Below are 25,513 nucleotides of genomic sequence, written 5' to 3'. Positions count from 1 at the left end.
CGGGGGAGCGGGGACGCCCCTCGCACACGAGATGAAGAGGAAGGCCGTCTGTGAGAGCACAGAATGACGCCGGACGTCGGACTCGCCGCCGCTGGAGCGCCGGTGCCGTGGGCACCACGGCGCTCCTGGTGCTGACCGGCTGTTCGGCAGAGGTCCAGCGCGGCTGGTACCCCGGCACCCGGGAGACCACCAACCACAACGCCCAGCTCACCGACCTGTGGGTGAACTCTTGGATCGCGGCCATGGCCGTCGGCCTGCTGGCCTGGGGCGCCATGATCTGGTGCATGGTGGCCTACCGCCGTCGCAAGAACGACCAGGGCTTCCCGAAGCAGACGGCCTACAACGTGCCGCTCGAGACCATGTTCACGGCCATCCCGATCCTGATGGTCTTCACCCTCTGGGGCTTCACCGACCGCGTCCAGACCGAGGTCGACCGCCCCGTGGACGACTCGCCGCTGACCGTCACCGTGTACGGCAAGCAGTGGTCCTGGGACTTCAACTACTCCTACGAGCAGGAGAACGGCGAGGTCATCGAGGCCCACTACTCCGGCATCCAGGCCCAGCTGGACGGCACCGAGGGCGTGCGTGACACCCTTCCGGTCCTGTACCTGCCGAACGACGTGCCGGTGCACTTCGAGCTGAAGTCCCGTGACGTGGCCCACTCCTTCTGGATCCCGCAGTTCCTCCAGAAGCGCGACATGGTGCCCGGCAAGACCAACCACCTGTACCTGACCCCCCAGGAGCTGGGCAGCTACGACGGCAAGTGCGCCGAGCTGTGCGGCGAGTTCCACTCCGAGATGCTCTTCAACGTGGAGGTCGTCGACGAGACGGAGTTCGTCCAGCGCCTCGAGGAGATGGAGCCGGGTCAGGTGGGCGAAGAGTACAGCCGCAATCCCAACAACAACCCTGACGGCGCCGGGACGATGGAGCGCGATCTCCAGACCCCCCGCGGTGGAGGTAGCCACTGATGACCACTTACGAGTACGCAACGGATGAGGTGCGCTCACAGGCGCAGCCTCGTGTGGTGCCCCGTTCGCTGGGCAAGATCGTCGTCAGCTGGCTGACGACGACCGACCACAAGGTGCTCGGGTACATGTACCTGATCACGTCCTTCGTCTTCTTCTGCATCGGCGGCGTCATGGCCCTCATGATCCGCGCGGAGCTCTTCGAGCCCGGCATGCAGATCCTGCAGACGAAGGAGCAGTACAACCAGCTGTTCACCATGCACGGCACGCTCATGCTGCTCATGTTCGCGACCCCGCTCTTCACGGGCTTCGCCAACGTGCTGGTGCCGCTGCAGATCGGTGCTCCGGACGTGTCCTTCCCGCGTCTGAACGCCTTGGCGTTCTGGTTCTTCCTGTTCGGCTCGCTCATCGCGACCGCCGGCTTCCTCACCCCGCAGGGTGCGGCCTCGTTCGGCTGGTTCGCCTACGCCCCGCTCTCCAACACCACGTACTCGCCGGGCGTCGGCGGTGACCTCTGGGTGTTCGGTCTGGTCCTCCAGGGCTTCGGCACGATCATGGGCGGCGTCAACTTCATCACCACGATCCTGACGATGCGTGCCCCGGGCATGACGATGTGGCGCATGCCGATCTTCACCTGGAACACGCTCATCACCGGCATCCTGATCATGGTGGCGTTCCCGCCGTTCGCCTCCGCGCTCTTCGCGCTGGGCCTGGACCGTCGCTTCGGCGGCCACATCTTCAACCCGGAGAACGGCGGCGCCATCCTGTGGCAGCACCTCTTCTGGTTCTTCGGCCACCCCGAGGTGTACATCATCGCCCTGCCGTTCTTCGGCGTCGTGTCGGAGATCATCCCGGTGTTCTCCCGCAAGCCGATCTTCGGCTACAAGTCCATCGTGTTCGCGACGACGGCGATCGCCGCGCTCTCCGTGACGGTGTGGGCGCACCACATGTACGTGACCGGCGCCGTGCTCCTGCCGTTCTTCTCCGTGATGACCATGCTCATCGCGGTCCCGACCGGCGTGAAGTTCGTGAACTGGATCGGCACCATGTGGCGCGGTTCGATCACCTTCGAGACCCCGATGCTGTGGACGCTCGGCTTCATGGTCACCTTCCTGTTCGGTGGCCTGACCGGCGTCATCCTGGCGTCGCCGCCCCTGGACTTCCAGGTGTCCGACACGTACTTCGTCGTGGCGCACTTCCACTACGTCGTCTTCGGCACCGTGGTGTTCGCGATGTTCGCCGGCTTCTTCTTCTGGTGGCCGAAGTTCACCGGCAAGATGCTGAACGAGCGTCTCGGCAAGATCCAGTTCTGGATGCTGTTCGTGGGCTTCCACGGCACGTTCCTGATCCAGCACTGGCTCGGTGTCATCGGCATGCCCCGTCGCTACGCGGACTACATGGTGGAGGACAGCTTCCAGGCGATGAACGCGTTCTCCTCGGTGTTCTCCTTCGTTCTCGGCGCGTCGCTGATCCCGTTCTTCTGGAACGTCTACATCACCTCGCGCTATGGCAAGAAGGTCACCGTGGACGACCCGTGGGGCTTCGGCGGCTCGCTCGAGTGGACCACTTCGTGCCCGCCGCCGCGGCACAACTTCCACTCCCTGCCGCGCATCCGCTCCGAGCGTCCGGCGCTGGATCTGCACCACCCGGAGCTCTTCCCGCACTCGCCTCAGAACACGTCTGAGGCCTTCGGAGAGAAGGTCGCCCAGTGAAGGTCGCAGCCAACATCTTCTGGATCATCGGCCTGTTCTTCATCGCAGCCGCCACCCTCTACGGGTTCTGGGTCGAGTGGACCGAGTGGGCAGGCATCCCGGCCATCTACGCCGTGGGCGGGATGTCCTGGATGATCGCCTGGTACCTGCGGGCCGCCGAGCACAAATACGGCGTCGGCCCTGCAGATGACGAGGACGGTCAGATCGTCGAGTACGCCGGCACCTACGGCACCTTCGCTCCCTGGAGCTGGTGGCCCCTGGGCCTCGGCCTGGGCTGCGCGATCATCGTGACCGGCCTGGCCGTCGGCTGGTGGGTCTTCATCATCGGCATCGTCGCCGCCGCCTACTTCACCTTCGGGTGGGTCTACGAGTTCTCTCGGGGCAAGTACGCCCACTGACCCGTCCGTCGTTCCACCACCGCAGGCCGGATCCCCTCGGGGTCCGGCCTGCGGCGTTTCCCTGTGCGCTGAGTACGGCCGGCCCGCCGTCGTGGCAGCCGGCCAGCCGCTCGACGTACACCGCGGCGGCGGATCTCCACGACCTGTCTCGCCGCGTCTGGGGAAGCGGGAGCCGTGCACCATGAGCGCGCGTGCCGCGCAGCGGCGCTGGGCAGGCCACCCGACGTCGGCGCGTGCGTTGGCAGCCGCCCTGAGGGGTCGGGCGGCGATGCCCTGATGAGCCCTGCACGGCCGGGGAGTGGGCCGCACGACCGCGTGTGACCGTGTCGGCGGCCGCGCGGCTTTCACCCCGCTCCGGGCGACCGGAGACCGCCGCGTCGTGTGGCAGGAGGGTATGAGGCCGCTGCCAGCCGTGGGGCCGGCCGAGCCCGGGGGAGCGTCGCCACCGGGGTAGGGGCCGACGGTGAACGTCGTGTCCCGCCTCCATCGCCGACGCCTCGCGTCGCTGGGCCTCGCAGGTGCACGCCCGAGCGAGACCACGGTCGCGGTGACAGGCCGGTACGTCCTCTCTCGCCCCGGTCCGGGCCAGGGGGTGTGCTGGTCGATCGCTGAGTTGCAGCTCGGTGCACCCCGCCCGGGCACCGCTGCCACACGCGGCGACAGGTCCGGCTTCGCCGTGAGGCCGTCAGAGCTCCGCGCGCCACCGCTAGGGGGTCGGCCCGTGTCCCACAGCTTGCAGGTGCACGGTGCGCCTCGGCCTGCGGCGGCGACCCGCTGAGGCGTCTGGCGCCGGTCTTTCCCTGCCGGGGTGGGCACGCAGGCGGAGGATTCCGGCCCGGTGCCGGTACGTTCGACCGTGTCCGGGCGCAGCTGGTGGTGGGCGGGCGCAGCGGACGGTACAGAGGGCAGTGGTGTGCGTGGGCGAGGCCCATGCGCGGACCTCCCTCCGAGGACGAGCGGATGTCGCAGCGCCCACCCGTGGTGGGGCGCCACCTCATCGACTCTGAGCGCACGTGGGAGGAGAGCCGCTTGAGGACCCAGAGCATCGACGGTGCCCGTCTCCGGCCGTCTCTCGGGATGCCCCCGTAGAACGCCACCTGCATCCGCCCCGCATCCGTCGTCGCGGACCGGACGCACGCCTGTCCGTGCCCGAACCGGCCGGCCGCGACGAGCGAGGCGCACCACTTTGCTCACGCCCACCCGAGGTGGCCGCCGAACGAGGACCCCGCAGCGCAGGACGCAGAGACCCGGCAGTCGGGGGGGCGGGGCGCTGGACCGCCTCGTGACGCCCGCTGCGGCCGTGGGCGGGCTCTCCCTCGGTGGCCGCGGCGGCCCGCCTCCCGGGACGCCGAAGGGCCCCGCGCACCGTGGTGCGCGGGGCCCTTCGTCAGAGGATCAGCCGACCGGGGTCAGCGCTCCAGACGAGGAGCGTCCGAGCCGTGTCCGAGCTCGACGGGGTGCTCCTCGTGGCCATGCTGACCGTGGGTACGGGCCTCCACCAGCTCCTCGCGGGAGACCGGGGCGACGCGTTCCTGGTAGAACATGCGGTTCAGGCCGGCACGGGCCTTCTCCAGCATGCCCACCTTGCCGTTGCGGCTGGGGATGGCAGCCACCGGACGGCGGTCCTCGAAGGACACCAGGCGGTACAGCTCGTAGTCGGTGAGCTGACGGTGCCGCTCGTGGAAGCCGCCCTCGGGGGACATCTCGATGACACCGGCCTCGTGGCCGTGGAGCACGAGCTCACGGTCCTTGCGCTGCAGGGACAGGCAGATGCGGCGGGTCACGATGAAGGCGATCACCGGGCCGAGGAAGAACAGCGCGCGCAGCACGTACAGCACGTCGTTCAGGGAGAGGTGGAAGTGGGTGGCGATGAGGTCCGAGGACGCGGCCGCCCACATGACGCAGTACCAGACGACGGCGGCCACGCCGATGCCCGTGCGGGCCGGGGCGTTGCGCGGACGGTCGAGCAGGTGGTGCTCAGTGTTGTCCTTGGTGATCCACCGCTCGATCCAGGGCCAGGTGCACATGCCGACGAGCAGGACGCCGACCGGGATCAGCGGCACGAGCACGCCCATGGGCAGGGACACCGAGGAGCCCCACGGCATCGGGATGTTCCAGAGGAAGGAGTAGTCGCCGATCATGCCCGGCATGAGGCGCAGGGCGCCGTCGAACACGCCGATGTACCAGTCGGGCTGGGTGCCGGCCTGCACCGGGGACGGATCGTACGGGCCGTAGTTCCAGTTGGCGTTGATCGTCACCGTGGAGGCGATGAGCGCGAGCACACCGAACACGATGAAGAAGAAGCCGCCGGCCTTGGCCGCGTACACGGGGCCCACCGGGTAGCCGACCACGTTGTCCTCGGTGCGGCCCGGGCCCGGGTACTGGGTGTGCTTGTGCACGACGACCATGAACAGGTGGATGCCGATCAGCAGCAGGATGGCGGCCGGCACGATCATGATGTGCAGGGCGTACAGGCGGCCGATGACCGAGTGGCCGGGGAACTCGCCGCCGAAGAAGAAGGCGGAGAGGTACGTGCCCACCAGCGGCAGCGACTTCAGGATGCCGTCGATGATGCGCAGGCCGTTGCCGGAGAGCACCTCGTCGGGCAGGGAGTAGCCGGTGAAGCCGGCGGCCCAGCCGGCCATCAGCAGGAAGCAGCCGACCAGCCAGTTCAGCTCACGCGGGCGACGGAACGCGCCGGTGAAGAACACGCGCAGCATGTGGACGGACATGGCCGCCACGAACATCAGCGCCGCCCAGTGGTGCAGCTGGCGCATGAACAGGCCGCCGCGCACGTCGAACGAGATGTCCAGGGTCGAGGCGTAGGCCGCGGACATCTCGATGCCGCGCAGCGGGGCGTAGGCCCCGTCGTAGACGACCTCCGACATGGAGGGGTCGAAGAAGAGGGTGAGGAACGCGCCGGACAGCAGCAGGATGACGAAGCTGTACAGGGCGACCTCGCCGAACATGAACGTCCAGTGGTCCGGGAAGATCTTGCGGCCGAAGAACTTCACGATCGGCGACATGCCCATGCGGGTGTCGACGAAGTTGGCGATGCGGCCGGTCGTGGTCGCCGGCTGGAACTCATTCACGGTGGTGCTCATAGGTGTCAGCCACGCTCCCAGTAGACAGGCCCGACGGGCTCATGGAAATCGCTCTGGGCCACGAGGTAGCCCTCGTCGTCCACGGTGATCGGCAGCTGCGGCAGCGCGTGGCTGGCCGGGCCGAAGATGACCTTGCACTCCTGCGTCAGGTCGAAGGTCGACTGGTGGCAGGGGCAGAGCAGGTGGTGGGTGTGCTGCTCGTACAGGGCGATCGGGCAGCCCACGTGCGTGCAGACCTTGGAGTAGGCGAAGATCCCGTCCACGTTCCAGTCCTCGCGACCCGGGGTGATCTTCACCTTGGCCGGGTCGAGGCGCATGAGCAGGACGACGGCCTTGGCCTTCTGGTTGAGCTTGTCAGGGCCCAGGTCGTTCAGGCCGTCGGGGATGACGTGCACGGCGGAGCCGAGCGTGACGTCCGAGGCCTTGATGGGGGAGCCGGTGGGGTCGCGCACGAGGCGCACGCCCTCGGCCCACATGGTGTGACGCAGACGCTCCGGACCGAAGTTGTGGATCTCCTCATCCGAGAAGTTGTCCGAGTCGTCCAGATCGCGGAACACGGCGATGAACGGCAGGGGGGCAAGCAGGGCGGCGCCGATCAGGGTGTTGCGCAGCAGGGGGCGGCGCTTGATCTGCGACTCGTCCAGGATCTCGGAGATCATCCCGGTGGCGGCGACACGGTCGGCCTCCGAGCGGATCTCATGACGGTCCTCCACGGTCTCGTGGTCGGGCATCAGGGTCTTGGCCCAGTGCACCACGCCGATGCCGATGCCGAACATGGCGAGGGCGGTGCCCAGGCCGAGCAGCAGGTTCTGCAGGTAGATCTTGCTGAACGCCTCACCGTTCCCGATCTGCCCCACGCCGAAGTAGCCGATGAAGAAGAGCACCGTGCCCACGATGGAGATGAGGAACATGACCGAGACCTGACGCTCGGCGCGCTTCGCAGCCTTCGGATCCTCATCGGCCAGGCGCGGACGGTGCGGAGGCAGGCCCGGGTTGTCGATCGCGTACCGGGGCGCGTCCTCGCCGGCGTGCTCGAGGGAACCCGAGCGGTGCTCGGTCCCTTCAAAGCCTTTCTCGCCCATATGTCCTGTTTCCTTTACTCGAGTGATGAATGTCGATGACGGGTGGTCGGCGCGCCTGCGCCGACGGGATCAGGAGGACCGGCTGGTGAGCCAGACCATGAAGCCGATGATCAGCGCCAGGCCCGCGGTCCAGATGAACAGGCCCTCGGAGACGGGGCCGAGCGAGCCGAGGGCGAGGCCGCCGGGGGAGCCCTGGTTCTCGATGGTCTTCAGGTAGGCGATGATGTCGCGCTTGTCCTCGGGCTTGATGTTCGAGTCGGAGAACACCGGCATGTTCTGCGGGCCGGTCTCCATGGCCTCGTAGATGTGCTTCTCCTCCACGCCGTGCAGAGACGGGGCGTACTTGCCGCGGGTGAGCGCACCGCCGGCCGCAGCCGCGTTGTGGCACATGGCGCAGTTGATGCGGAACAGGTCGCCGCCGCGGGTGATGTCCACATCCTCGTGGTTCACATCCAGGTACTCGTCCTCGGGGACGGCGGGGCCGGCGCCCAGCGAGGCGACGTAGGCGGCGAGCTGCGCCGTCTGCTCGTCGTTGAACTGGTTCGGCTTGACCTGGGCCTGCGGGCCGTTCATCTGCATCGGCATGCGGCCGGTGCCCACCTGGAAGTCGACGGAGGCGGCGCCGACACCGATCAGGGACGGACCGGAGGGACCCCCCGCGGCACCCGTGCCGTGGCACGAGGCGCAGTTCGCGTTGAAGAGCTTCTCGCCCTCGGAGATGTCATCAGCCGAGGCGGCCGCGGTGACCTGCGTGGCCGCCTGCGCCTGGTTCACGGTGCTCGCGACGGAGTACAGTCCGCCGGTCACCAGGAGTCCCAGCAGGAGGAGCGCCAGCCCCATCAGGGGATGGCGTCGGTTCTGCGAAAGTGCCTTCACGGGGGTTTCCTATCGTTCTCTTCCCGGGCGGGCCGCTCATGCTGCCGGCCCGGGCCTGAAGTCGGTGCGGTGAGTGGGGGTCGTCTTACTTCAGGAAGTAGACGATGAAGAACAGGGCGATCCAGACGACGTCCACGAAGTGCCAGTAGTAGGACACGACGATCGCCGACGTCGCCTCGTGGTGGCCGAAGCGGCGGGCCATGTAGGCGCGGCCGATGATGAAGAGGAACGCGATCAGGCCGCCGGTCACGTGGATGGCGTGGAAGCCGGTGGTGATGTAGAACGCCGAGCCGTACGCGTTCGCCGCGACGGTCACACCCTCGGAGACGAGAACCGCGTACTCGTAGGACTGCACCGCCACGAAGATCGAGCCCATGATGAAGGTCAGGATGAACCACTCGACCATGCCCCACTTCCCGAACTGCAGGAAGCCGCCGGTGCGGCGGGGCTGAAGGCGCTCGGCGGCGAGGACGCCGAACTGGGCGGTGACGGAGGAGAGCACCAGGATCGTCGTGTTCACCGCGGCGAGCGGGACGTTGAGGATCGCGGTGTGCTCGGCCCAGAGCTCCGGAGACGTGGAGCGCAGGGTGAAGTACATGGCGAAGAGCCCACCGAAGAACATGAGCTCGCTGGCAAGCCACACCATGGTCCCGACCTGCACCATGTTCGGCCGGCTCGGGAGCCCCGTGGTGGGCTGATGGAGAGTGGGGTTAGCTGTGGTCACCCAGCCATTATGGCCCCAAACACCGCCCGGGCGGTAAATCGAACCTACCGTGTCGCAGGACAGGTCGTCAGCACCGTCGGGGGGTTTCAGTGACAGTCGGGGGCTGGCGTCCAGGGGATGTTCAGGTTCGCGGTGCGCGGCGCATGACACGACGCGGTGCCGGGTGCGGCCGGGCCGCTAGGCTCAGTGCGTGAGCACCCCCGAGAACACCGCAGCAGTCCTTGGGACCTCCTGGCCGGAGGTCTTCCGCGCCCTCACCGTCGGTGAGGACCTCAGCGACGACGTCGCCGCGTGGGCCATGGGGGAGATGATGGCCGGCGATGCCACCGAGGGGCAGGTGGGGGGATTCCTCCTCGCCCTGGCCGCCAAGGGGGTGACGGTGCCGGAGCTGCGCGGCCTGACCGAGGCGATGGTGCAGGCGGCGAACCCGGTGCACGTGCCGGGGGAGACCCTCGACGTCGTGGGCACGGGCGGCGACCGTCTGGGGACCGTGAACCTCTCCACGATGTCCTCGCTCGTGGCCGCAGGTGCGGGCGCGCGGATCGTCAAGCACGGGAACCGCGGCGCCTCGTCCACCGCCGGCGCGGCCGACGTGATCGAGGCCCTCGGCGTGGACTTGTCCATGCCGGCCCGGAAGGCCGAGGAGTGCGCCGAGGCCGTGGGCATCACGTTCCTGTTCGCCCAGAACTACCACCCGTCCATGAAGTATGTGGCCCCGGTGCGCAAGCAGCTCGGCGTGCCCACCGTGTTCAACTTCCTCGGCCCCCTGAGCAATCCGGCCCAGGTCACCGCCCAGGCCCTGGGCTGCTCGAGTGAGGCCATGGTCCCGCTGCTGGCGCAGGTGCTCGCGGACCGGGGGGTGCGCGGCTTCGTCTTCCGCGGGGCGGACGGCCGGGACAAGATCACGACGTCGGGGCCGTCGACCGTCATGGAGGTCCGGGACGGTGTGCGCACCCACGAGCTCGATCCCCGGGAGCTGGGCATCGACCTGGCCCCCGTCCAGGCCCTGGCCGGGCGGGACGGCGCCTACAATGCGACCCTCGTCCGCGCTCTGCTGGCGGGGGAGAAGGGCCCGATCCGCGACGCCGTCCTCCTCAACGCGGCCGCGGGCCTGACGGCCTGGGACCGCGACGCGGACGCGCCGCTGATGGAGCGACTGGCGGCCAACATGGCGCGGGCCGCCGAGTCGATCGACTCCGGCGCCGCGCGTGACGTCCTGGACCGCTGGGTCGCCTTCTCCCGATCCTGATGGTGCGACGACGGGCCCTCGCCGGCGAGATGGGGCCCGTCGTGGAGAGGACGCTCAGGAGTCGAAGCCGAGCGCCCATCCCTCGCCGAGGTCCTCAGACGAGTAGGTCCGGAAGGCCAGCATGGTCTCGGTGTCCTGGATCCCGTCGACCTTGGAGAGGTGGTCGGCGATCACGTCGGCGAGGTCCTCATAGCGGCGCACCTTGACCATCGCCACCAGGTCCCACGCGCCGGTCACGGAGTAGACCGACCCGACCCCCTCGAGCGCAGCGAGGGCCTCGGCGGTCTCCGGGATGCTGGATTTGTCGGTCTTGATCAAGACGATGGCGGTGACCACGGGCGGTCCTCATTTCCTCGATGCTGCGGGTCCGGTGTCCGCGATGATCCTAGCTGCGCGCCGGCTCCTCACCTCCGGGTGCGGCGCACCAGCCAGGCGGTCACTGCCCGGCGGCCCAGGAGCAGGACGCCCAGCACCCCGAGCGCCACGAGCACGAAGGACACGGGTGCGCCACCGAGGCCGAAGGCCACGCGCAGGACCATCCCGACGGCGACGGTCCCCAGCCAGACGATCACGCCGTGGGGCCACACGCGGGCCCAGGTCCGGTGTCCGGAGGTCAGCCCGGTCATGAGCAGGAGGCCCGCGAGGAACGGCGCCGCCGTGACCAGCAGACCCAGCAGCCCGCGCTCCGTGGAGTGCTGCCCCTGGCCCAGAGCCACGAAGAGGACGGTGAGCAGGAGGTCGACGGCAAGCGCAGGCAGGGCGCCGCGCGGGGCGCGATGCTCGGCGGGCACGACACGACGGGCGGTGGGGGAGGACGTCATGCATCCAGTCTGGCGCACCGAGACGTCCGGACGGAGCGTCCGGCCGAGGACGGCTCGGCAGACGGGCCCCACAACAAGACAGCGCCTTTGTCAGAGGTAGGCTCACTGCATGGTGTCCGTGCATCTGGTGCCCATCCGACCGACCGCCGCCACCGCTGACGACGCGCGGCGTCTGGCAGCCGCGCTGCTCGACGATCCTCGCCCGGACGCGGCTGTGACCGCGGCGGCGTGGCTTCTCGACGAATCCGGCCCGGGCACCGATGCGGCGTCGCACGACGGCGAGCTGGCCGTCGTCGTCGACGGCATGGCGGCCACGGTCGGCTTGGCGCTGTGGGCCGTGCGGACCGGGTCCTGGGCGGTGCTGTTGGATCCCGAGGATGCCCTCGACAAGGATTCATCATTGTCGTACCTGACAACAGCCGAGCGGCGGCGGGCCCGGCGGGCACCGGGCCGACTCGTGCTGCCGGGCGGAGGTCGCGCGGACCGCGCCTCGGATGCCGGCCGAGAGGCTGATCTGCGCTGTGCGGAGGCCACCCTGCAGCTGGTCGCCGCGGTGGAACGGCGCCGGTCCGCTGATCAGCACGCGGCGGGACGGCTGGTCGAAGCCGGCGCCAGTCAGCGAGAGGCGGCGGCCGAACTCGGGATCAGCCAGCAGGCCGTCCATTCCCGGTTGCGACACGGGCTCTGGCACGAGAGCCGGACGGCGGTGGCGGCTGTCCTGCCGTTGCTGGAGCGGCTGTCCGCAGACCCGGGGGAGTGAACCCCGGCACGCGGTGTCGGTGCCGCCCGGCGCGGCCACCTGGGCCAGTTCACGACGCGGCGCGTGCCGTGCAGGCGGCCTCCGAAGGGGAGGCGAAGAACAGGCTAGTTGACATAATGTACATTATCGGCGCACTGCGGAACGGTGGACAGGGCGCCCTCCGCGGCGGGTCTCGCGCGTAGCCTGGACCCATGACGATCATGACCGACCAGCGCGACCGCCCCCTGCACGCGACGATCGCCGTCGTCCTGGCCATCGCCACGGCGGGCTACCTGGCTCCATGGGCCGTCGCCGCCGTCCGTGGCCGTTCCAACGTGTGGGCGGTATTCTGGGTGAACCTGCTCACCGGGTGGACCGTCCTCGGCTGGTGCATCGCGCTGTACATGTCGCTCACCAGCCATCGCCGGCTGCGGTCCTGGGGTCCGCGCGGCCTCTGACCGCGCGGACCGCCCCTCAGGTAAGACGCGCGACGACGGCCCGCACACCGTCTCCCTCGGCGATGAGGCATCGCGGGCCGTCGACGTCCGCCTCATCCGTCTCCGACAGCTCGACCGGCACCTCGAGCTCCCCCGTCGCATCGGCGCCGATCACGCGGAGGGTGAGGTCCGGGGCGCGCGTCTCGAGGTAGGTCCCGGACTCGTCGTGCATCTCGAGTCGGGCCTGCGGGATCTCGCCGCGCACGCCCGCCGCGAGGATGCGGCGCGCGTCCGGGTCGGTGGCGGCGTCCACGACCCAGCGGTGTCCCAGGACGGAGTGCTCCGCCTCGGCCACGACGTCCCCCTCGAGGGGTGCGTCGCCTCGGTAGGCGAACGCGGTCTGATACAGCTGGTCCCCCACGCGCACGAGCATCGACTCGACGCCGATCTCGCCGGCGGGATCGTCGAACCGGTACGAGCCGACCTTCTCGGCGGTCACGTCCGCGGGCAGTCCGTGCGCCACGAGGCGGCGGCGGATCCATTCGGGCTTGTCCGGGTCCAGGCGTGCGGTGTAGATGAGAGCCATGCCCCGACCGTAGCCCTGACGTCGTCCGCCCGGGAGGGCCCGCCGGCCGGCGGCGCGGCTCAGCCCTGCACGGCCCGCACGGCGTGGTCCATGGCCCGGTAGGCGTCGAGCTCGCGGGCTTCGGCCGCGCCACCGATCAGGCGCACCGCCTCCGGCGCGTAGCCCGCAGCCACCAGGTCCTCGACGAGATCCGTCTCGGACTCCTGCCCGGCGCACACGACGACGTCCGTCACATCCAGGGTCAGCGGCACGCGTGTCTCGGGGTCCTCCGGGGACGGCGCGGTCACGCGCAGGCCGTCGGGGCCGAGGCCCTCGTAGGTCACACCGGAGTGCAGGTGGACCCCGTGCCGCCGCAGCTCGGCGCGGTGCACCCAGCCGGTGGTGGGGCGCAGTCGGACGCCGATCGGTCCGGGGCTGCGCTGGAGCAGGTGGACCTCGCGTCCGGGGTGGGCCGCGGCCGGCTTCGCCAGCTGGCCCGGCGTCTGAGAGGTCAGTGCCACGCCCCAGCGGGCCCGCCAGTGCTCCTGCGTCTCGGGTGTCCCGTCCGGCCGTTCCGTGCCGGCCGCCAGGGCCTCGGCGACATCCACGCCCACGCCGCCGGCGCCGATCACCGCGACGCGCGGACCGACGTCGACGTGGCCCAGGACCACGTCGTCGTACGCGTGGACGGCGGGCGCGCCCGGCTCCCCCGCCCCGGGCAGAGCGACGGGCCGCGGCCGCACGCCGGTGGTGAGGAGCACCTCGTCGTAGCCCGGCCGCCCATCGTCCGTGAGGAGTGTCTGTGCGGACACCTCCTCCCCGGTCACGAGCGTCACCCCGGATGCCGCCGCGCGGGCCGCCAGGTGCTCCAGCGCGGGACCGAACTCCTCCTTGCCGGGGATGCGCCGGGCGAGCCGGAACTGCCCGCCGGGCTCGGCGTGCCGGTCGAACAGGGTGACCTCGTGCCCGAACCGGGCCGCACGCTCCGCGGCCGTGAGGCCCGCCGGCCCGGCACCGACCACGGCGATCCGGCGCCGGCGGCCCAGGGCCACCGGGACGGGCGCGGCGTACTCCGGCTCCGTCTCCCGCCCGGCGCGGGGGTTCATCAGGCACGAGACCTTGGCCCCGGTGAACACGTGGTCGAGGCAGGCCTGGTTGCAGGCGATGCACGGGGTCAGGGTCCGAGCGCGCGGGTCGCTGATCGCGGCCATCCACTCGGGGTCCGCCAGCAGGGGCCGGGCCAGCCCGACGAGCGCGGCGGCCCCGGACGTCAGCGCCTCCTCCGCCTCGGCGGGGGTGGTGAGCCGGTTGGAGGCGATCACGGGGATGTCGACGGCGGCGGTCAGGTCAGCCGAGGCGGCGAGGAACGCGGCGCGCGGCACGGAGGTCACGATGGTCGGCACGCGGGACTCGTGCCACCCGATGCCGGTCATCAGGACGTCCGCTCCGGCGGCCTCGAAGGCCCGGGCGGTGTCCGCGATCTCCGCGCGCGTCTGCCCGTCGGGGACCAGGTCCGCCGCCGAGGTGCGCACCGAGAGCACGCCGCGCTCCCCCAGCGCCTCGCGCACGGCCGCGACCACCGCCGCCGGGAACCGGCGTCGGCGCTCGGCGTCGCCCCCGTACTCGTCCGCGCGTCGGTTCGTCGCCGGGGCGAGGAACTGGTTGAGGAGGTAGCCCTCCGAGGCCATGATCTCCACGCCGTCGTATCCGGCCTCCAGGGCCAACGTGGCCGCGCGTGCGAACGCGTTCACGGTCCGCTCGATGTCCGCGGCCGTCATCTCCCGGGGCGTGTGCCGCGAGATCGGCGCTCGCACCGCGGAGGCCGAGACCAGGTCGGGGCTGGGGGCGTAGCGTCCCGCGTGCAGCAGCTGGGCGAGGATCCTGCCCCCGGCGGCGTGGACGGCGTCCGTGACGACGCGATGGGCGCGCGCGTCCTCCTCGCTGGCGAGCATCCCCCCGCCCAGCGTCACCGTGCCCTCGGGGACGACGCCCAGGCCGCCGGTGACGATGAGTCCGACGCCGCCGCGTGCCCGCTCCGCGTAGAACGCCGCCAGCTGCGGCAGGTCGTCGTGCCGGTCCTCCAGTCCCATGTGCATCGAGGCCATGACCACCCGGTTGGGCAGCGTGAGGGGGCCCAGGGTGATCGGCTGGAGCAGGGGCGAGACCGCGACGGGTGAAGATGTCATGCAGCTCACATTACCGGGCGGTAGCTCCCGACTTCCAGGACCGCCTGGGGACACGCTGTGTCCAAAGCCACTGCGTAGGGCAGGATGGGGATCACACGTCGAGCGCGGCAGACCCGTCCGCGCACCCGACACGGAGGGGAGCGCACGCATGGAGTGGATCGAGGCGAACGCGGGCTGGCTGTGGCTGGTGCTGGCCGCCGGCCTGGCCGGCGTCGAGCTGCTGACCCTCGACCTCGTCTTCCTGATGATCGCCGCCGGGGCCGGCGCGGCGGGGGTGGTCGCGCTCGTGGGCGGCCCGCTGGCGCTCCAGCTCGCGGCGTTCGCCGCCGTCGCCCTGCTGATGCTCGCCGCCGTGCGCCCCGTCGCCCTGCGCCACCTGCGCAAGGACACCGGCGCCGGCGCCTCCTACCTGGACACGCTCCCGGGGCGTCGCGTCGCGGCCCAGGGCGCGATCACCGGCGACGCCGGCACGCTCGCCGTCGACGGCGACACCTGGTCCGCCCGCGTCGAGCCCGGGGCGCCCGAGGTCGCCCCCGGCGACGAGGTGACCGTCCTGCGCATCGACGGGGCCACCCTGGTGGTCCGCCCGCTCCCCCGCATCGACTGGGAGGCGGACGGCGCCTGAGCCGCCCCACGTCCTCGTTCCGACCGCACCGACCCCAGAAGAAGGGACCCCGATGGAAACCCTCATCGTCCTCGTCGTCCTCGCCGTCCTCGCGGCGGTGATCGTGGCCTCCTCGGTCAAGATCATCCCGCAGGCGCGGACGGCCAACATCGAACGCCTCGGCAAGTACAACCGCACGGCCGGCGCCGGGCTGACCCTGATCATCCCGTTCGTGGACCGCATGCTCCCGATGGTGGACATGCGCGAGCAGGTCGTCTCCTTCCCGCCCCAGCCGGTGATCACCGAGGACAACCTCGTCGTCTCCATCGACACGGTCGTCTACTTCCAGGTCACGGACGCCAAGGCCGCGACCTATGAGATCGCCAACTACATCCACGCGGTGGAGCAGCTCACCACCACCACCCTGCGCAACGTCGTGGGCGGCATGAACCTCGAGGAGGCGCTGACCTCTCGCGACTCCATCAACTCCCAGCTGCGCGGCGTGCTGGACGACGCCACCACGCGCTGGGGCCTGCGGGTCTCGCGGGTGGAGCTCAAGGCCATCGACCCGCCCATGTCCATCCAGGACTCGATGGAGAAGCAGATGCGCGCCGAGCGCGACCGCCGCGCCGCCATCCTCACCGCCGAGGGCACGAAGCAGGCCGCCATCCTCACGGCCGAGGGCGAGCGCCAGTCCCAGATCCTCTCCGCCGAGGGCGAGGCTCAGGCACGCGTGCTGCGCGCCAACGCCGAGGCCGAGGCGATCGAGGTGGTCTTCGACGCCATCCACTCCGGCGGCGCCGACTCCGAGGTCCTGGCCTACCAGTACCTGCAGTCCCTGCCCAAGATCGCCGACGGCCAGGCCACCACCATGTTCGTGGTCCCCGCCGAGCTCACCCGCGCCCTGCAGGGCCTCGGTGAGGCGTTCGCCCCCGGCGACGGCGACCGCCCCACCCCGGAGCGCGCACCCCGGCGTCGGGACTCCGGGGACCGCGCGGGCGAGCCGGGCGCCGAGCACGTCGGCGTCACCCCGGAGCGCGCGCGTCGGCCGCGTGGGTCCCGCCCCACCACCGCGGACGCCCTGCGCGCCAGCGGCGTCATGGACGCGATGACCGCCGGCGCGGTGACGGCGGAGGACATGCCGCAGACCTCGCTCGACGAGGCCCTGGCCACGCCGCAGGAGATTGAGCCCGACCCGTCGGCCGGCCGCACCCCCGGCACCCGCCCGGCCGGCGAGGCCGACGGGAATGCTGTGGGACACTGAATGGTTCCATCAGTGAGGACGACCCGCCGCGCCTCGATCGGCCCGCGCCCCCGCGCGGGCCTCGGCGCGGCCTGACGAGGAGGAAACGTGAGCGATCGCAGCCTGCGGGGCATGCGCCTGGGCGCGCAGTCCCTGGAGTCCGAGGCCGGCGTCGAGCCCGCCGCCCGGCAGCGGGTGGAGTACCGCACGGAGGACGGCGAGCAGGTGTTCGTGACCTTCTCCGTGGAGGCAGACGTGCCGGCCACCTGGACCTCGAAGACCGGCAAGGAGGCGTTCCTCGTCAGCGGCGAGAAGCCGGCTGAGACCGAGGGCAAGCCCGTGCGCACCCACTGGGACATGCTGCGCGAGCGCCGCAGCCTCGACGAGCTGGAGGAGACCTACAAGATCCAGCTCAACAAGCTGCGCGCCAGCCGCGGCGAGGACGTCGACGCCTGACCCGCCGCTCCCCCATGCACGACGGGGCCGGATCCGCCATGGATCCGGCCCCGTCGTCGTTCGGGGGCTGTGCGCCTCAGAGGCCGAGGCGGGCGCGCAGGCCCTCCCAGCGCGCAGCCAGGCCCCAGCGGGTCACGTTGACCACGGCCTCGCCGATGATGCCGCCGCTCATCTTGGACTCGCCGAGCTCACGCTCCACGAACGTGATCGGGACCTCGACGATCCGCTTGCCGAGCCGGGCCGTGCGGAAGGTCATGTCCACCTGGAACCCGTAGCCCTTGGACTCGATCGCGTCCAGGTCGATCGCACGGAGCGTGTCGGCCCGGTAGGCGCGGTAGCCCGCCGTGATGTCCGTCAGGTTGAGGCCGAGCATGATCCGCGGGTACAGGGAGCCGGCCCACGAGATCATCTTGCGGGAGGTCGGCCAGTTCACCATCTTGCCGCCCGGCACGCGGCGCGAGCCGATCACCAGGTCCGCGGTGCGGACGGCCTCCAGCAGGCGCGGCAGCTGCTCGGGCTGGTGCGAGCCGTCCGCGTCCATCTCGACCAGGACGTCGTAGCCGCGCTCCAGGCCCCAGCGGAACCCGGCGATGTAGGCGCCGCCCAGGCCGTCCTTGGTGGTGCGGTGCAGCACGTGCACGGAGGGGTCCTCGGCGGCGCGGGCGTCGGCCCAGTCGCCGGTGCCGTCCGGGGAGGCGTCGTCCACCACGAGAACGTCGGACTCCGGGACGGCGTCACGGAGTCGGCCGAGGGTCAGCGGCAGCGACTCGATCTCGTTGTACGTGGGGATGATGGTCAGCACGCGCATGTGCGGTTCTCGCCTTCCGGCCGGGGTCGTGGGGGCGGCCCGCCGGTCGGACGGGCCATCGCATCCGTTCGAGTATAGGAAGCGGAGGTCTCAGGCCGGCGTCGCGGCGTCGTGAGCGTCGCGGGCCACGTCCTCCGCGGCGATCCGGCCGTCCACCCAGGTGGCCCGCCAGCGGGGCAGGGCGGTCTCGGCGTCGAGGGCCGGCAGCAGCGGCGTGCCGGCCCGGGTGTCCGTGCTCCACGCCGCCACCCGGCCGTCCGGCGACTGCACAGCGACCGCGTCGGCGTCCCAGACGCCGAACACGGCCGGGGCCGACACGCTCAGGCGCGGGGCGACGGACAGGCGTGCCGCCGGAGCGTCGGGCAGCGCGCGCAGCGGGGTGCGGGTCGCGGCGGCGAAGGCGGAGCGGGCGGAGATGCGCTCGTCCGGGTCGGGGTGGGACAGCGCCGACCGGACGGCGGCCCACGGGTCCCCGGCCGGGCCGGCGCCCAGGCACACGGTGACGGCGTCGGCCAGCAGGCTCGCCACGGGGGCGTGCAGCACGCCGTCCGCGTCGGGGACGACGGTGGCGCTGACCCCGGCGGCGGCCAGGAAGGCGCGGTCCTCGGCGGTGACCGGGTGGGTGACCACGAGCCGATGGCGCACGCGGCCCAGGGCGGCGGTGCCGAGTTCCTCCGCGACCGAGCGCAGGGCGGTCAGGGCCACGTCCTGGGCGGCGGGCCCGGCGTCCGCACCGCCGTCGGGGACGAGGTAGGCCTGCTCCCCCGCCTGGGTCGAGGCCGTCAGGAGGCCGGTGAGCGTGGCGGGGTCGGTGTCGGTCCCGACGGGCAGCCACACCCCGGCCGCCTCGGCGTCCACGCGGTCGGCGTGCCGGTAGACGACGGTCTGGACGTCCTCGTCGGCGGGCGCGGCGCCCGTGTCCTCGGGCCCGGCCAGGACCGTCACGACGGCGGTGCCGCGGCTCAGCGCGTCCCGCGCGTCCGCGGGCCGGGCCAGCGGCTCGACGAACACGGGCACGACGACGGCGCCGTCGAGGTCCCGCCGTTCGTCACCCGGGTCGGCCACGCGGTCCGCGGAGTCGTCCGCGCCGAGCCAGGCGATCATCCCGTCCCGGACCAGCAGCGCCTGTGCGTACGGGTCCGTCGTCGAGTGGATGATGCCGCGGGTCAACAGGTGTGCGCTCACCCGCCCACCCTAGCCCGTGTCAGTCCTCGTCCGCGCGCGGCGCCGAGGCCGCCGGCAGCGAGGTGGCCACGACGCCGCGGGAGACGAGGTCCGCGGCCCGGCGGCAGGCACGGCTGCGACGGGTGTCCCCGGGGACGTTGGCCAGCTGGCCCAGCACGTCGATGACCTGCCGCGCCCAGCGGACGAAGTCGCCCGCGGCGAGGTCCGCGCCGTCAAGGGTGCGGCGCAGGGTGGCGCCCCGCACCCAGCGGTGCATGGGTGCCACCAGCCCGGGGTCCGTCCGGGGCGTCGGCTCGAGCCGGGCCTGGGCCTCGTCCGTGCGCAGGCGCTCCTCGATGCGCTCGGCGGCCTCCGCGACGCGCGCGAGCCGGGGGGTCGGCATCGGGACCAGTCCGGGCTCGGTCTCCCCCTTGCCCTGGTACACGAGCAGCGCGGCGACGGCGGCCCACTCCTCCGGCGTCAGGCCGTCCATGGCCGGATCCTGCAGCACCAGCGAGGTGAACAGGTCCCGCTCGCCGTAGATCCGGCGCAGGGCCCCGCCGCGCTCCGTGAGCGCCGCACGGGGTGAGGGCGCGTCCTCCTGCACGTAGCCGTAGGCGCGCAGCAGACCGACCACGCGGTCGAACGTGCGGGCGATGGTGTTGGTGCGGCCCGCGATGCGCTCCCTCAGGACGGAGACCTCCCGCCGCATGGCCCACCAGCGGTCGCCCCAGCGGGCGTGCTCCTCGCGGTCCTGGCAGCCGTGGCACGGGTGGCGGCGCAGCGCCCGGCGCAGCTCCTCGACCCGGGGCGCGGCCGGGTCCTCCCGGAGGCGGAAGCCCGCCGTGCTGCGGCCTCCGGCGGGCGGGCGGCCCGTGCGCACGGCCTCGCGCATGAGCGCGGCGACGTCCTTGCGCTGCGCGGGCGTCTTCACCTGCACCACCTGGGGCAGGGCGGCGCCTGCCACCGGCTCGACCGGCCCGGCGACGTCGTCCACCGTGATGCGGCGCAGCTGCGCCTTGTCCGTGACGACGCCGACGCGCGGATTCTGGGGGTTGCCGGCGGGGAACACGACGACGGCCCGGCCGAGTGAGCGGCCGGCATCGAGCTCGACGACGTCCCCGACCGCGAGGTTCGCGAGCGAGTCCTTCACGGCGGCCAGGTGGGCTCGACGGCGTCCCTGCGAGCCGGACTTCTCCGCGGCCGCGAGCTCCTTGCGCAGGGTGAGGTACTCGGCGAAGTCGCCGAGGTGACACTGCATGGCCTCCTCGTACTTCTCGAGGCTGGCCTGCTTCGAACGGAGCTCGCGGGCCAGGCCCACCACGGAGCGGTCCGCCTGGAACTGGGCGAACGAGGACTCGAGGATGCCCCGCGCCTGCTCCGCGCCGACCTGCGCCAGCAGATTAGCGGACATGTTGTAGGTGGGCCGGAACGAGGAGCGCAGCGGGTACGTGCGGCGCGAGGCCAGGCGCGCGACGGCGGCCGGGTCCAGCCCGGGACGCCACATCACCACGGCGTGGCCCTCGACGTCGATGCCGCGGCGGCCCGCCCGGCCCGTCAGCTGGGTGTACTCCCCCGGCGTGATGTCGACGTGGTTCTCGCCGTTGAACTTGACCAGCTTCTCGATCACCACGGAGCGGGCCGGCATGTTGATGCCGAGGGCGAGGGTCTCCGTGGCGAACACGGCCTTGAGCGCGCCGGCGGTGAACAGGTCCTCGACGGCCTCCTTGAACGGGGGCAGCATGCCGGCGTGGTGGGCCGCGAAGCCCCGGGACAGGCCGTCCCGCCACGCCCAGAACCCGAGGATCTCCAGGTCCTCGACGGGCAGCAGGCGCGCCGCCTCCTCGACCCGCTCGGCCACGAGCGCCTTCTCCCGCGCCGTGGTGAGGTCGAGCCCGGCCCGCAGGCACTGCTCCACGGCGGCGTCGCAGCCGGTCCGGGAGAAGATGAAGGTGATGCATGGCAGCAGCCCGTCGCGGTCGAGGACCCGGATCATCTCCGGACGCGACGTGGACAGCCGCGGTCCGCGCCGCGGGCCGCCGTCGTGACCGCCCGGCCGACCGGAGACCGGCCGCTCCCGGTCCAGTGCGGACGAGCCGGTCCGGCCCCGGCCGCCGTCGCGACCCGTGTGCCGGCCGCCCCTGGCCCGCCCCTTCGTGCCGCCCCCGCGCCCGTCGCGGTGCTGCTGCCGCCCGGGGCGCCCCCAGTCGGCGCGCTGGAACCGGCGCTCGGCCTCCTCCCCCAGGCGCTTGAGCTCGGGGTTGAGCAGGGCCTCCCCGTCCCGGTCCGCGGCGTCCTCGAAGGCGATGTCCTCGGCGAACAGGTCGTAGAGCCGGCCCCCGGCCATGATGTGCTGCCACAGCGGCACCGGCCGGTGTTCCGAGACGATCACGGTGGTGGCGCCCCGGACCGTGTCGAGCCAGGCGCCGAACTCCTCGGCGTTGGACACCGTGGCGGACAGGGAGATCAGCTGCACGTGCTCGGGCAGGTGGATGATGACCTCCTCCCACACCGGTCCCCGGAACCGGTCGGCGAGGTAGTGGACCTCGTCCATGACGACGAAGCCGAGGTCGATGAGGGTGTCCGACTGCGCGTACAGCATGTTGCGCAGCACCTCGGTGGTCATCACGACGACGGGCGCGTCCGGATTGACGGAGGTGTCCCCCGTGAGCAGGCCGACGTTCTCCGCGCCGTGCACGCGGGCGAGGTCCGCGTGCTTCTGGTTGCTGAGGGCCTTGATGGGGGTGGTGTAGAACGCCTTCGTGCCGCGGGCCAGGGCCAGGTGGACGGCGAACTCGCCGACCACCGTCTTGCCGGCACCGGTGGGCGCCGCGACGAGGACGCCGTGGCCGTCCTCGACCTCGGCGCACGCGCGGCGCTGGAAGTCGTCGAGGGGGAAGCCCACGCGTGCGGCGAACCGGCCGAGCTCGGAGCCGGCATGGTGCCGGGCCGCCCGGGCACGGGCGTAGCGCCCCGCCGGGCTCAGCTCGGGTTCGTCGTGCGGGGTCGCGGACGCGGGATGGTGGGCCATGGCCCCACCCTACTGGCGGGTCCGGACGCCGTCGTGGTCGTGCGTCCGGGCGGGAGGGCCGCCGCGTACGACGCTCAGATCTGATCGAGCGGCTTCGGGCCTTCGGCGAGCTCCGCCTCGACGTCCACCTCGCGCTGCCCCGAGCGGCGGTCACGACGACGGTCCCCCCACAGGCACAGGACGATGGCCACGCCGAAGAGGACGACGAGCGGGATCGCCATGTAGAACATGGAGATGGCGTCCGCACCGGGGGCGGCGATCGCGGCGATCAGCATGATCACGAAGACGGTGATGCGCCAGTGGTGGACGATCGTGCGGCCCGGCAGGATGCCGAGCATGTTCAGTCCCACCAGCAGCACCGGCAGGACCATGGCCACGCCGAACGCGAGGTAGAGACGCGTGACGAAGCTGATGTACACCGACGCCGTCGGGAGGTTCGCGCCGCCCTCGGGAGTGAAGCCCACGAAGAACTGGACGGCCTGCGGCATCACGAGCCACCCCAGCGCGATGCCGAAGATGAACAGGGGCACGGCCGCGGCGATGAAGCCCAGGGCGTACTTCTTCTCGGCCTTCTTCAGACCCGGCACGATGAATGCCCAGATCTGGTAGAGCCAGACCGGGCTGGACAGGATGAGCCCGATGAACATGCTGACCTTGAGCATGAGGTCGAACGGCGAGGCCACCGTGTCATAGGCGACGGCCGCCGTGTGTCCCTGGCTGGCGATCTCCTTGACCGGGCGGAACAGCTCCGCCATGACCGGCTGGTAGACGAGGAAGCCGATCACCATGCCGACCGCGACGGCGAGCGCCGACTTCAGCAGTCGGTTGCGCAGCTCCGTGAGGTGCTCGCGCAGCGGCATCTCGCCGGTGGGGTTGTCCCGCCGCTTCCGGCGGCGCCGGGTGCGGCGGGCGACCTCGTCGACCTCGGTCATCGGGTGGGGGTCCTTCCGGCTCAGCGCGGGTCGCGCGGGTCGGTCTCGTCACGCTCGACGACGCGGCCCTCGACCGGCTCGTCCGCGGCGGTGGAACCGGCGCCGGAGCGCTCGTCCGTGGTGCCCTTGCCCTCGGTGCGCATCTGCTTCACCTCGGAGGAGAAGATGCGCATCGACTGGCCGAGGTTGCGGGCCATCGCGGGCAGCTTCGGCGCCGCGAAGAGCAGGATCGCGAGCAGGATGATGATGACGAGCTGCCAGCCCTGGAGTCCAGCCATGATGAAGGGTCCTTTCGATGGGGTTCCGGGGTCCAGGCTACCGCGCCGGCAGGGCCGCGAGGGCATCGCCCAGCGCGTCCGCCACGGACGTCCGGAGGTCGGCGGGGGCCAGCACCTCGACGGCGCCGCCGTGGCGTCCGACCAGCGCGGCCGCCACGGCGGCGTCGGTCAGATGCACCCGGGTGAGCCGGTCGCCGTCGGGCAGGTCGGCCTGGGCGTCCGGGCGGTAGCCGGCGGCCGCGTCGCGGACGGGATGGGCCCAGCGCAGCAGCACCGGCACCCCCGCGGCGTCGTCGGGATGGACCCGCCAGCGCGCGGGCCGAGCCCGGGGCGCGAACGTCTCCCCCGTGGGTGCGGGCGCGCTGATCCGGTCCACCCGGAACACCCGGTGGTCCTCGGCGCGACGGCACCACGCCTGCAGGTAGAGGCGCGCCCCGTCCTGCACCAGGGCCAGCGGCTCCACGTCCCGCTCGGTGAGGGCATCGGCATGCACGGAGCGGTAGGTCAGGTGCACGACGGCCCGCTCCGCCACGGCGGCCAGCAGGGTGCGCACCGTCGCGGGGTCCACGGCCACGTCCCAGTGGGCGGCGACGGCGACCGGGGGCTCGCCGGCGGTGTGCGCCTCGGCCTCCCGGAGGGCGGCGTCGTCCGCGTCGTCCGCATCCGGGGCCCCCGCGTCCAGGACCGCGGCGCGGATCCGGCGCTGGGCGGAGCGAGCGGCCTCGCGGTCGGCCTCGTCCAGCACCGGCAGGTCCGCGACCGTCTGCAGGGCGGCCACGAGGCTGTGCGCCTCGGGGCGCGTCAGCCGCACGGGACCGGCCAGGTCGGCGGCGCGCTCCACGTGGACGCGGCCGGCCACCTCCGCCACCTCGAACTGGAAGCCGGGGAAGTCGCGCTCGGGCATGCCGCAGTAGCGCAGCGTCTCGAGGTCGGCGTCGAGGCGCTCGTCGGTGACCCCGAGACGCGCGCGCAGCTCCGCCCGGTCCACCCCACCGGCCCGGTTGGCCAGCCCCACGATGTCCAGCAGGCGGCCCACGAGGTCCTCGCTCGAGTCGCGGGCGCGGCGCCGGACGGGCGCGGCGAGCGCCACCTCGAGCAGGGCCGGGTCGGCGGGACCGGCGTGGGTCTCCGCCGCGGCGGCCAGGCCCGCGCGGACGCGGTCGGTCAGGTCCGGGTGCGCGGCCGAGGGCACGGCCCGGCCCAGCAGGCCGCCGATCTCCGCGGCGAGGCCGTCCTCGCGCGGTCCGGCGGGGGCCTCCCAGAGCTCCCAGTCGGGCCCCGGTGCGGCGCCGTCCTCGACCCGGGGCTCGGCCGGCTCACCGACCGCGCGGACGCCCTGACCCCGGCCGGGCGCGAGCCACACCCGGACCCGCTCGGCGTCGGCCTGCCCGGCCAGGCGCGCCACGAGGCCGGCGTGGTCGTGGTCCTCGGGACGGCCGGGGGCGTCCGTCGCCCGCTCGACGCGGCGCGGCTCCCCCTCCATCCGGGTGAGCCGGAAGCTGCGCTCGGCGCCGCGGTCGAGGTCCCAGCCGGTGAGGTACCAGCGGCCGCGCACGAGGGTGAGGAACCAGGCCCGCACGGTGCGCCGGGTGGCCCGCCCCCGCGCGTCGCGGTAGGGGAAGCGCAGCACGGCCTCGTCGGCCACGGCCTGGGTGAGGGCCTCGAGCCGGGGGTCGGCCCGGGGCATGAGGGTGTGGTACCCGGCCAGCTCGTCGTCGCCCGTGAGGTCGGTGGCCGGCTGGAACAGCAGGCCCACGGCGCGGACGACGTCGGCGCGCAGCGGCGAGTCGCCCCACAGGCGCCGCGCCCGCACGAGGGCGCGGCGCTCGTCCACGGTCAGGTCGAGGTCGCGCAGCAGCAGCGCATCGCGGACGACGCGGTGCCGCACCCCCGCCTCGCCCTCGTCGAAGCCCGCGGGTTCGAGCGTCTCCAGCGGGACCCCCACGGCGCGCAGCACGCGGCGGTCCCGCTGGAAGAGCTTCTCGAAGGCGGCGTCCGTGAGCCCCTCATAGCCGACGACCTGCCGTCGGATCCGGTCACGCTCGAGACCGTGCGGTGCCGAGAGCAGCAGCCACAGCAGCGAGATGATGCGCTCGGCGGCCTCGTCGCCGGCGCGCCGCGGGGCGGGTGGGGTCACGG

The 25,513-nt window shown here is 72.1% G+C and carries 23 protein-coding genes; 9 read left to right on the top strand and 14 right to left on the bottom strand.

Annotated elements, in window-relative coordinates; genetic code table 11:
• Window positions 1–107: 107 nt before the first annotated feature.
• Genes coxB through J1M38_RS09840 form a run of 3 tightly spaced genes read left to right on the top strand, consistent with a single transcriptional unit; the run spans window position 108 to window position 3,075 of the window.
• Window positions 108–968, top strand: a complete 861-nt coding sequence (gene coxB, locus J1M38_RS09850; protein WP_081097709.1) for a cytochrome c oxidase subunit II — start codon at window positions 108–110, stop codon at window positions 966–968.
• Window positions 968–2,677, top strand: a complete 1,710-nt coding sequence (gene ctaD, locus J1M38_RS09845; protein ID WP_049161847.1) for a cytochrome c oxidase subunit I — start codon at window positions 968–970, stop codon at window positions 2,675–2,677. Before coxB ends, ctaD begins: the two co-directional genes overlap by 1 nt.
• Complete coding sequence (locus tag J1M38_RS09840) at window positions 2,674–3,075, top strand: cytochrome c oxidase subunit 4 (protein ID WP_002854636.1); 402 nt, start codon at window positions 2,674–2,676, stop codon at window positions 3,073–3,075. Before ctaD ends, J1M38_RS09840 begins: the two co-directional genes overlap by 4 nt.
• A gap of 1,409 nt (window positions 3,076–4,484) precedes the next feature.
• Here J1M38_RS09840 and J1M38_RS09835 read toward each other — a convergent pair.
• The 4 genes from J1M38_RS09835 to J1M38_RS09820 all read right to left on the bottom strand — a co-directional run bounded on the left by J1M38_RS09835 (window position 4,485) and on the right by J1M38_RS09820 (window position 8,801).
• Window positions 4,485–6,179: a cytochrome bc complex cytochrome b subunit gene (locus tag J1M38_RS09835; RefSeq protein WP_060973439.1), complete on the bottom strand. Its 1,695-nt coding sequence runs from the start codon at window positions 6,177–6,179 to the stop codon at window positions 4,485–4,487.
• A gap of 5 nt (window positions 6,180–6,184) precedes the next feature.
• Complete coding sequence (locus J1M38_RS09830) at window positions 6,185–7,261, bottom strand: ubiquinol-cytochrome c reductase iron-sulfur subunit (protein ID WP_044658560.1); 1,077 nt, start codon at window positions 7,259–7,261, stop codon at window positions 6,185–6,187.
• Window positions 7,262–7,330: 69 nt separating this feature from the next.
• Complete coding sequence (locus J1M38_RS09825; protein ID WP_002854532.1) at window positions 7,331–8,137, bottom strand: cytochrome c; 807 nt, start codon at window positions 8,135–8,137, stop codon at window positions 7,331–7,333.
• Window positions 8,138–8,222: 85 nt separating this feature from the next.
• A complete protein-coding gene (locus J1M38_RS09820; protein ID WP_020625607.1) occupies window positions 8,223–8,801 on the bottom strand; it encodes a cytochrome c oxidase subunit 3 in 579 nt (192 codons plus the stop codon).
• 250 nt (window positions 8,802–9,051) lie between these two features.
• On the opposite strand from J1M38_RS09820, the gene trpD reads away from it, so the two are divergent.
• Entirely contained in the window at window positions 9,052–10,110 is a 1,059-nt protein-coding gene (gene trpD, locus J1M38_RS09815) for an anthranilate phosphoribosyltransferase (RefSeq protein WP_044658561.1), read from the top strand.
• Window positions 10,111–10,164: 54 nt separating this feature from the next.
• Here trpD and J1M38_RS09810 read toward each other — a convergent pair whose 3' ends face one another.
• The gene (locus tag J1M38_RS09810; protein WP_036384759.1) at window positions 10,165–10,446 is read right to left on the bottom strand and encodes an Lrp/AsnC family transcriptional regulator; all 282 of its coding nucleotides are present in this window, start codon (window positions 10,444–10,446) and stop codon (window positions 10,165–10,167) included.
• 68 nt (window positions 10,447–10,514) lie between these two features.
• Complete coding sequence (locus tag J1M38_RS09805) at window positions 10,515–10,931, bottom strand: DUF3054 domain-containing protein (RefSeq protein ID WP_036315092.1); 417 nt, start codon at window positions 10,929–10,931, stop codon at window positions 10,515–10,517.
• A gap of 109 nt (window positions 10,932–11,040) precedes the next feature.
• Here J1M38_RS09805 and J1M38_RS09800 point away from each other — a divergent pair, with 109 nt between their 5' ends.
• Both J1M38_RS09800 and J1M38_RS09795 read left to right on the top strand, forming a co-directional pair.
• Window positions 11,041–11,691, top strand: a complete 651-nt coding sequence (locus tag J1M38_RS09800) for a hypothetical protein (protein ID WP_044658562.1) — start codon at window positions 11,041–11,043, stop codon at window positions 11,689–11,691.
• Window positions 11,692–11,882: 191 nt separating this feature from the next.
• Window positions 11,883–12,128, top strand: coding sequence for a superinfection immunity protein (locus tag J1M38_RS09795; protein ID WP_002854519.1), 246 nt, complete (start codon window positions 11,883–11,885; stop codon window positions 12,126–12,128).
• 16 nt (window positions 12,129–12,144) lie between these two features.
• On the opposite strand, the gene J1M38_RS09790 is transcribed toward J1M38_RS09795, so the two are convergent.
• Together J1M38_RS09790 and J1M38_RS09785 are read right to left on the bottom strand one after the other, a co-directional pair.
• The gene (locus J1M38_RS09790; RefSeq protein WP_041103774.1) at window positions 12,145–12,693 is read right to left on the bottom strand and encodes a hypothetical protein; all 549 of its coding nucleotides are present in this window, start codon (window positions 12,691–12,693) and stop codon (window positions 12,145–12,147) included.
• Window positions 12,694–12,752: 59 nt separating this feature from the next.
• A complete protein-coding gene (locus J1M38_RS09785; protein ID WP_041103776.1) occupies window positions 12,753–14,858 on the bottom strand; it encodes an NADPH-dependent 2,4-dienoyl-CoA reductase in 2,106 nt (701 codons plus the stop codon).
• A gap of 148 nt (window positions 14,859–15,006) precedes the next feature.
• Here J1M38_RS09785 and J1M38_RS09780 point away from each other — a divergent pair, with 148 nt between their 5' ends.
• The 3 genes from J1M38_RS09780 to J1M38_RS09770 all read left to right on the top strand — a co-directional run bounded on the left by J1M38_RS09780 (window position 15,007) and on the right by J1M38_RS09770 (window position 17,161).
• Window positions 15,007–15,483 (top strand): NfeD family protein, encoded by a 477-nt coding sequence (locus tag J1M38_RS09780; protein WP_020624804.1) that lies wholly within the window; start codon window positions 15,007–15,009, stop codon window positions 15,481–15,483.
• A 52-nt stretch (window positions 15,484–15,535) separates the two neighbouring features.
• Window positions 15,536–16,726 (top strand): SPFH domain-containing protein, encoded by a 1,191-nt coding sequence (locus tag J1M38_RS09775; RefSeq protein ID WP_036315078.1) that lies wholly within the window; start codon window positions 15,536–15,538, stop codon window positions 16,724–16,726.
• 87 nt (window positions 16,727–16,813) lie between these two features.
• On the top strand, window positions 16,814–17,161 hold the full coding sequence (locus J1M38_RS09770) for an RNA polymerase-binding protein RbpA (protein ID WP_080772566.1): 348 nt from the start codon (window positions 16,814–16,816) through the stop codon (window positions 17,159–17,161).
• Between the two features lie 76 nt (window positions 17,162–17,237).
• On the opposite strand, the gene J1M38_RS09765 is transcribed toward J1M38_RS09770, so the two are convergent.
• From J1M38_RS09765 to J1M38_RS09740, 6 genes are all read right to left on the bottom strand, one after another.
• Entirely contained in the window at window positions 17,238–17,969 is a 732-nt protein-coding gene (locus J1M38_RS09765; RefSeq protein WP_036315073.1) for a polyprenol monophosphomannose synthase, read from the bottom strand.
• A gap of 90 nt (window positions 17,970–18,059) precedes the next feature.
• Window positions 18,060–19,154, bottom strand: a complete 1,095-nt coding sequence (locus J1M38_RS09760; protein ID WP_041103783.1) for a hypothetical protein — start codon at window positions 19,152–19,154, stop codon at window positions 18,060–18,062.
• Between the two features lie 19 nt (window positions 19,155–19,173).
• Window positions 19,174–22,164 (bottom strand): RNA helicase, encoded by a 2,991-nt coding sequence (locus J1M38_RS09755; protein ID WP_041103785.1) that lies wholly within the window; start codon window positions 22,162–22,164, stop codon window positions 19,174–19,176.
• A gap of 74 nt (window positions 22,165–22,238) precedes the next feature.
• Entirely contained in the window at window positions 22,239–23,096 is an 858-nt protein-coding gene (gene tatC, locus J1M38_RS09750) for a twin-arginine translocase subunit TatC (protein ID WP_041103787.1), read from the bottom strand.
• Between the two features lie 20 nt (window positions 23,097–23,116).
• Complete coding sequence (locus tag J1M38_RS09745; RefSeq protein WP_002855080.1) at window positions 23,117–23,374, bottom strand: twin-arginine translocase TatA/TatE family subunit; 258 nt, start codon at window positions 23,372–23,374, stop codon at window positions 23,117–23,119.
• 37 nt (window positions 23,375–23,411) lie between these two features.
• On the bottom strand, window positions 23,412–25,513 hold a 2,102-nt coding region (locus tag J1M38_RS09740), incomplete at its 5' end, for a YafY family protein (protein ID WP_241246629.1).

It is taken from the genome of Micrococcus sp. KRD070 (assembly GCF_017168435.1).
Classification (GTDB): Bacteria; Actinomycetota; Actinomycetes; order Actinomycetales; family Micrococcaceae; genus Micrococcus; species Micrococcus luteus.
Note: the sequence above shows the minus strand (reverse complement) of the source record. Positions and strands in the feature narration are given on the sequence as shown.

Coding starts and splice junctions, on each gene's coding strand:
- ctaD (WP_049161847.1), top strand. CDS start 968: ATGACCACTTACGAGTACGCAACGGATGAGGTGCGCTCACAGGCGCAG.
- J1M38_RS09835 (WP_060973439.1), bottom strand. CDS start 6,179: ATGAGCACCACCGTGAATGAGTTCCAGCCGGCGACCACGACCGGCCGC.
- J1M38_RS09830 (WP_044658560.1), bottom strand. CDS start 7,261: ATGGGCGAGAAAGGCTTTGAAGGGACCGAGCACCGCTCGGGTTCCCTC.
- J1M38_RS09820 (WP_020625607.1), bottom strand. CDS start 8,801: ATGGTGCAGGTCGGGACCATGGTGTGGCTTGCCAGCGAGCTCATGTTC.
- J1M38_RS09805 (WP_036315092.1), bottom strand. CDS start 10,931: ATGACGTCCTCCCCCACCGCCCGTCGTGTCGTGCCCGCCGAGCATCGC.
- J1M38_RS09800 (WP_044658562.1), top strand. CDS start 11,041: ATGGTGTCCGTGCATCTGGTGCCCATCCGACCGACCGCCGCCACCGCT.
- J1M38_RS09795 (WP_002854519.1), top strand. CDS start 11,883: ATGACGATCATGACCGACCAGCGCGACCGCCCCCTGCACGCGACGATC.
- J1M38_RS09790 (WP_041103774.1), bottom strand. CDS start 12,693: ATGGCTCTCATCTACACCGCACGCCTGGACCCGGACAAGCCCGAATGG.
- J1M38_RS09785 (WP_041103776.1), bottom strand. CDS start 14,858: ATGACATCTTCACCCGTCGCGGTCTCGCCCCTGCTCCAGCCGATCACC.
- J1M38_RS09780 (WP_020624804.1), top strand. CDS start 15,007: ATGGAGTGGATCGAGGCGAACGCGGGCTGGCTGTGGCTGGTGCTGGCC.
- J1M38_RS09775 (WP_036315078.1), top strand. CDS start 15,536: ATGGAAACCCTCATCGTCCTCGTCGTCCTCGCCGTCCTCGCGGCGGTG.
- J1M38_RS09765 (WP_036315073.1), bottom strand. CDS start 17,969: ATGCGCGTGCTGACCATCATCCCCACGTACAACGAGATCGAGTCGCTG.
- J1M38_RS09755 (WP_041103785.1), bottom strand. CDS start 22,164: ATGGCCCACCATCCCGCGTCCGCGACCCCGCACGACGAACCCGAGCTG.
- tatC (WP_041103787.1), bottom strand. CDS start 23,096: ATGACCGAGGTCGACGAGGTCGCCCGCCGCACCCGGCGCCGCCGGAAG.
- J1M38_RS09745 (WP_002855080.1), bottom strand. CDS start 23,374: ATGGCTGGACTCCAGGGCTGGCAGCTCGTCATCATCATCCTGCTCGCG.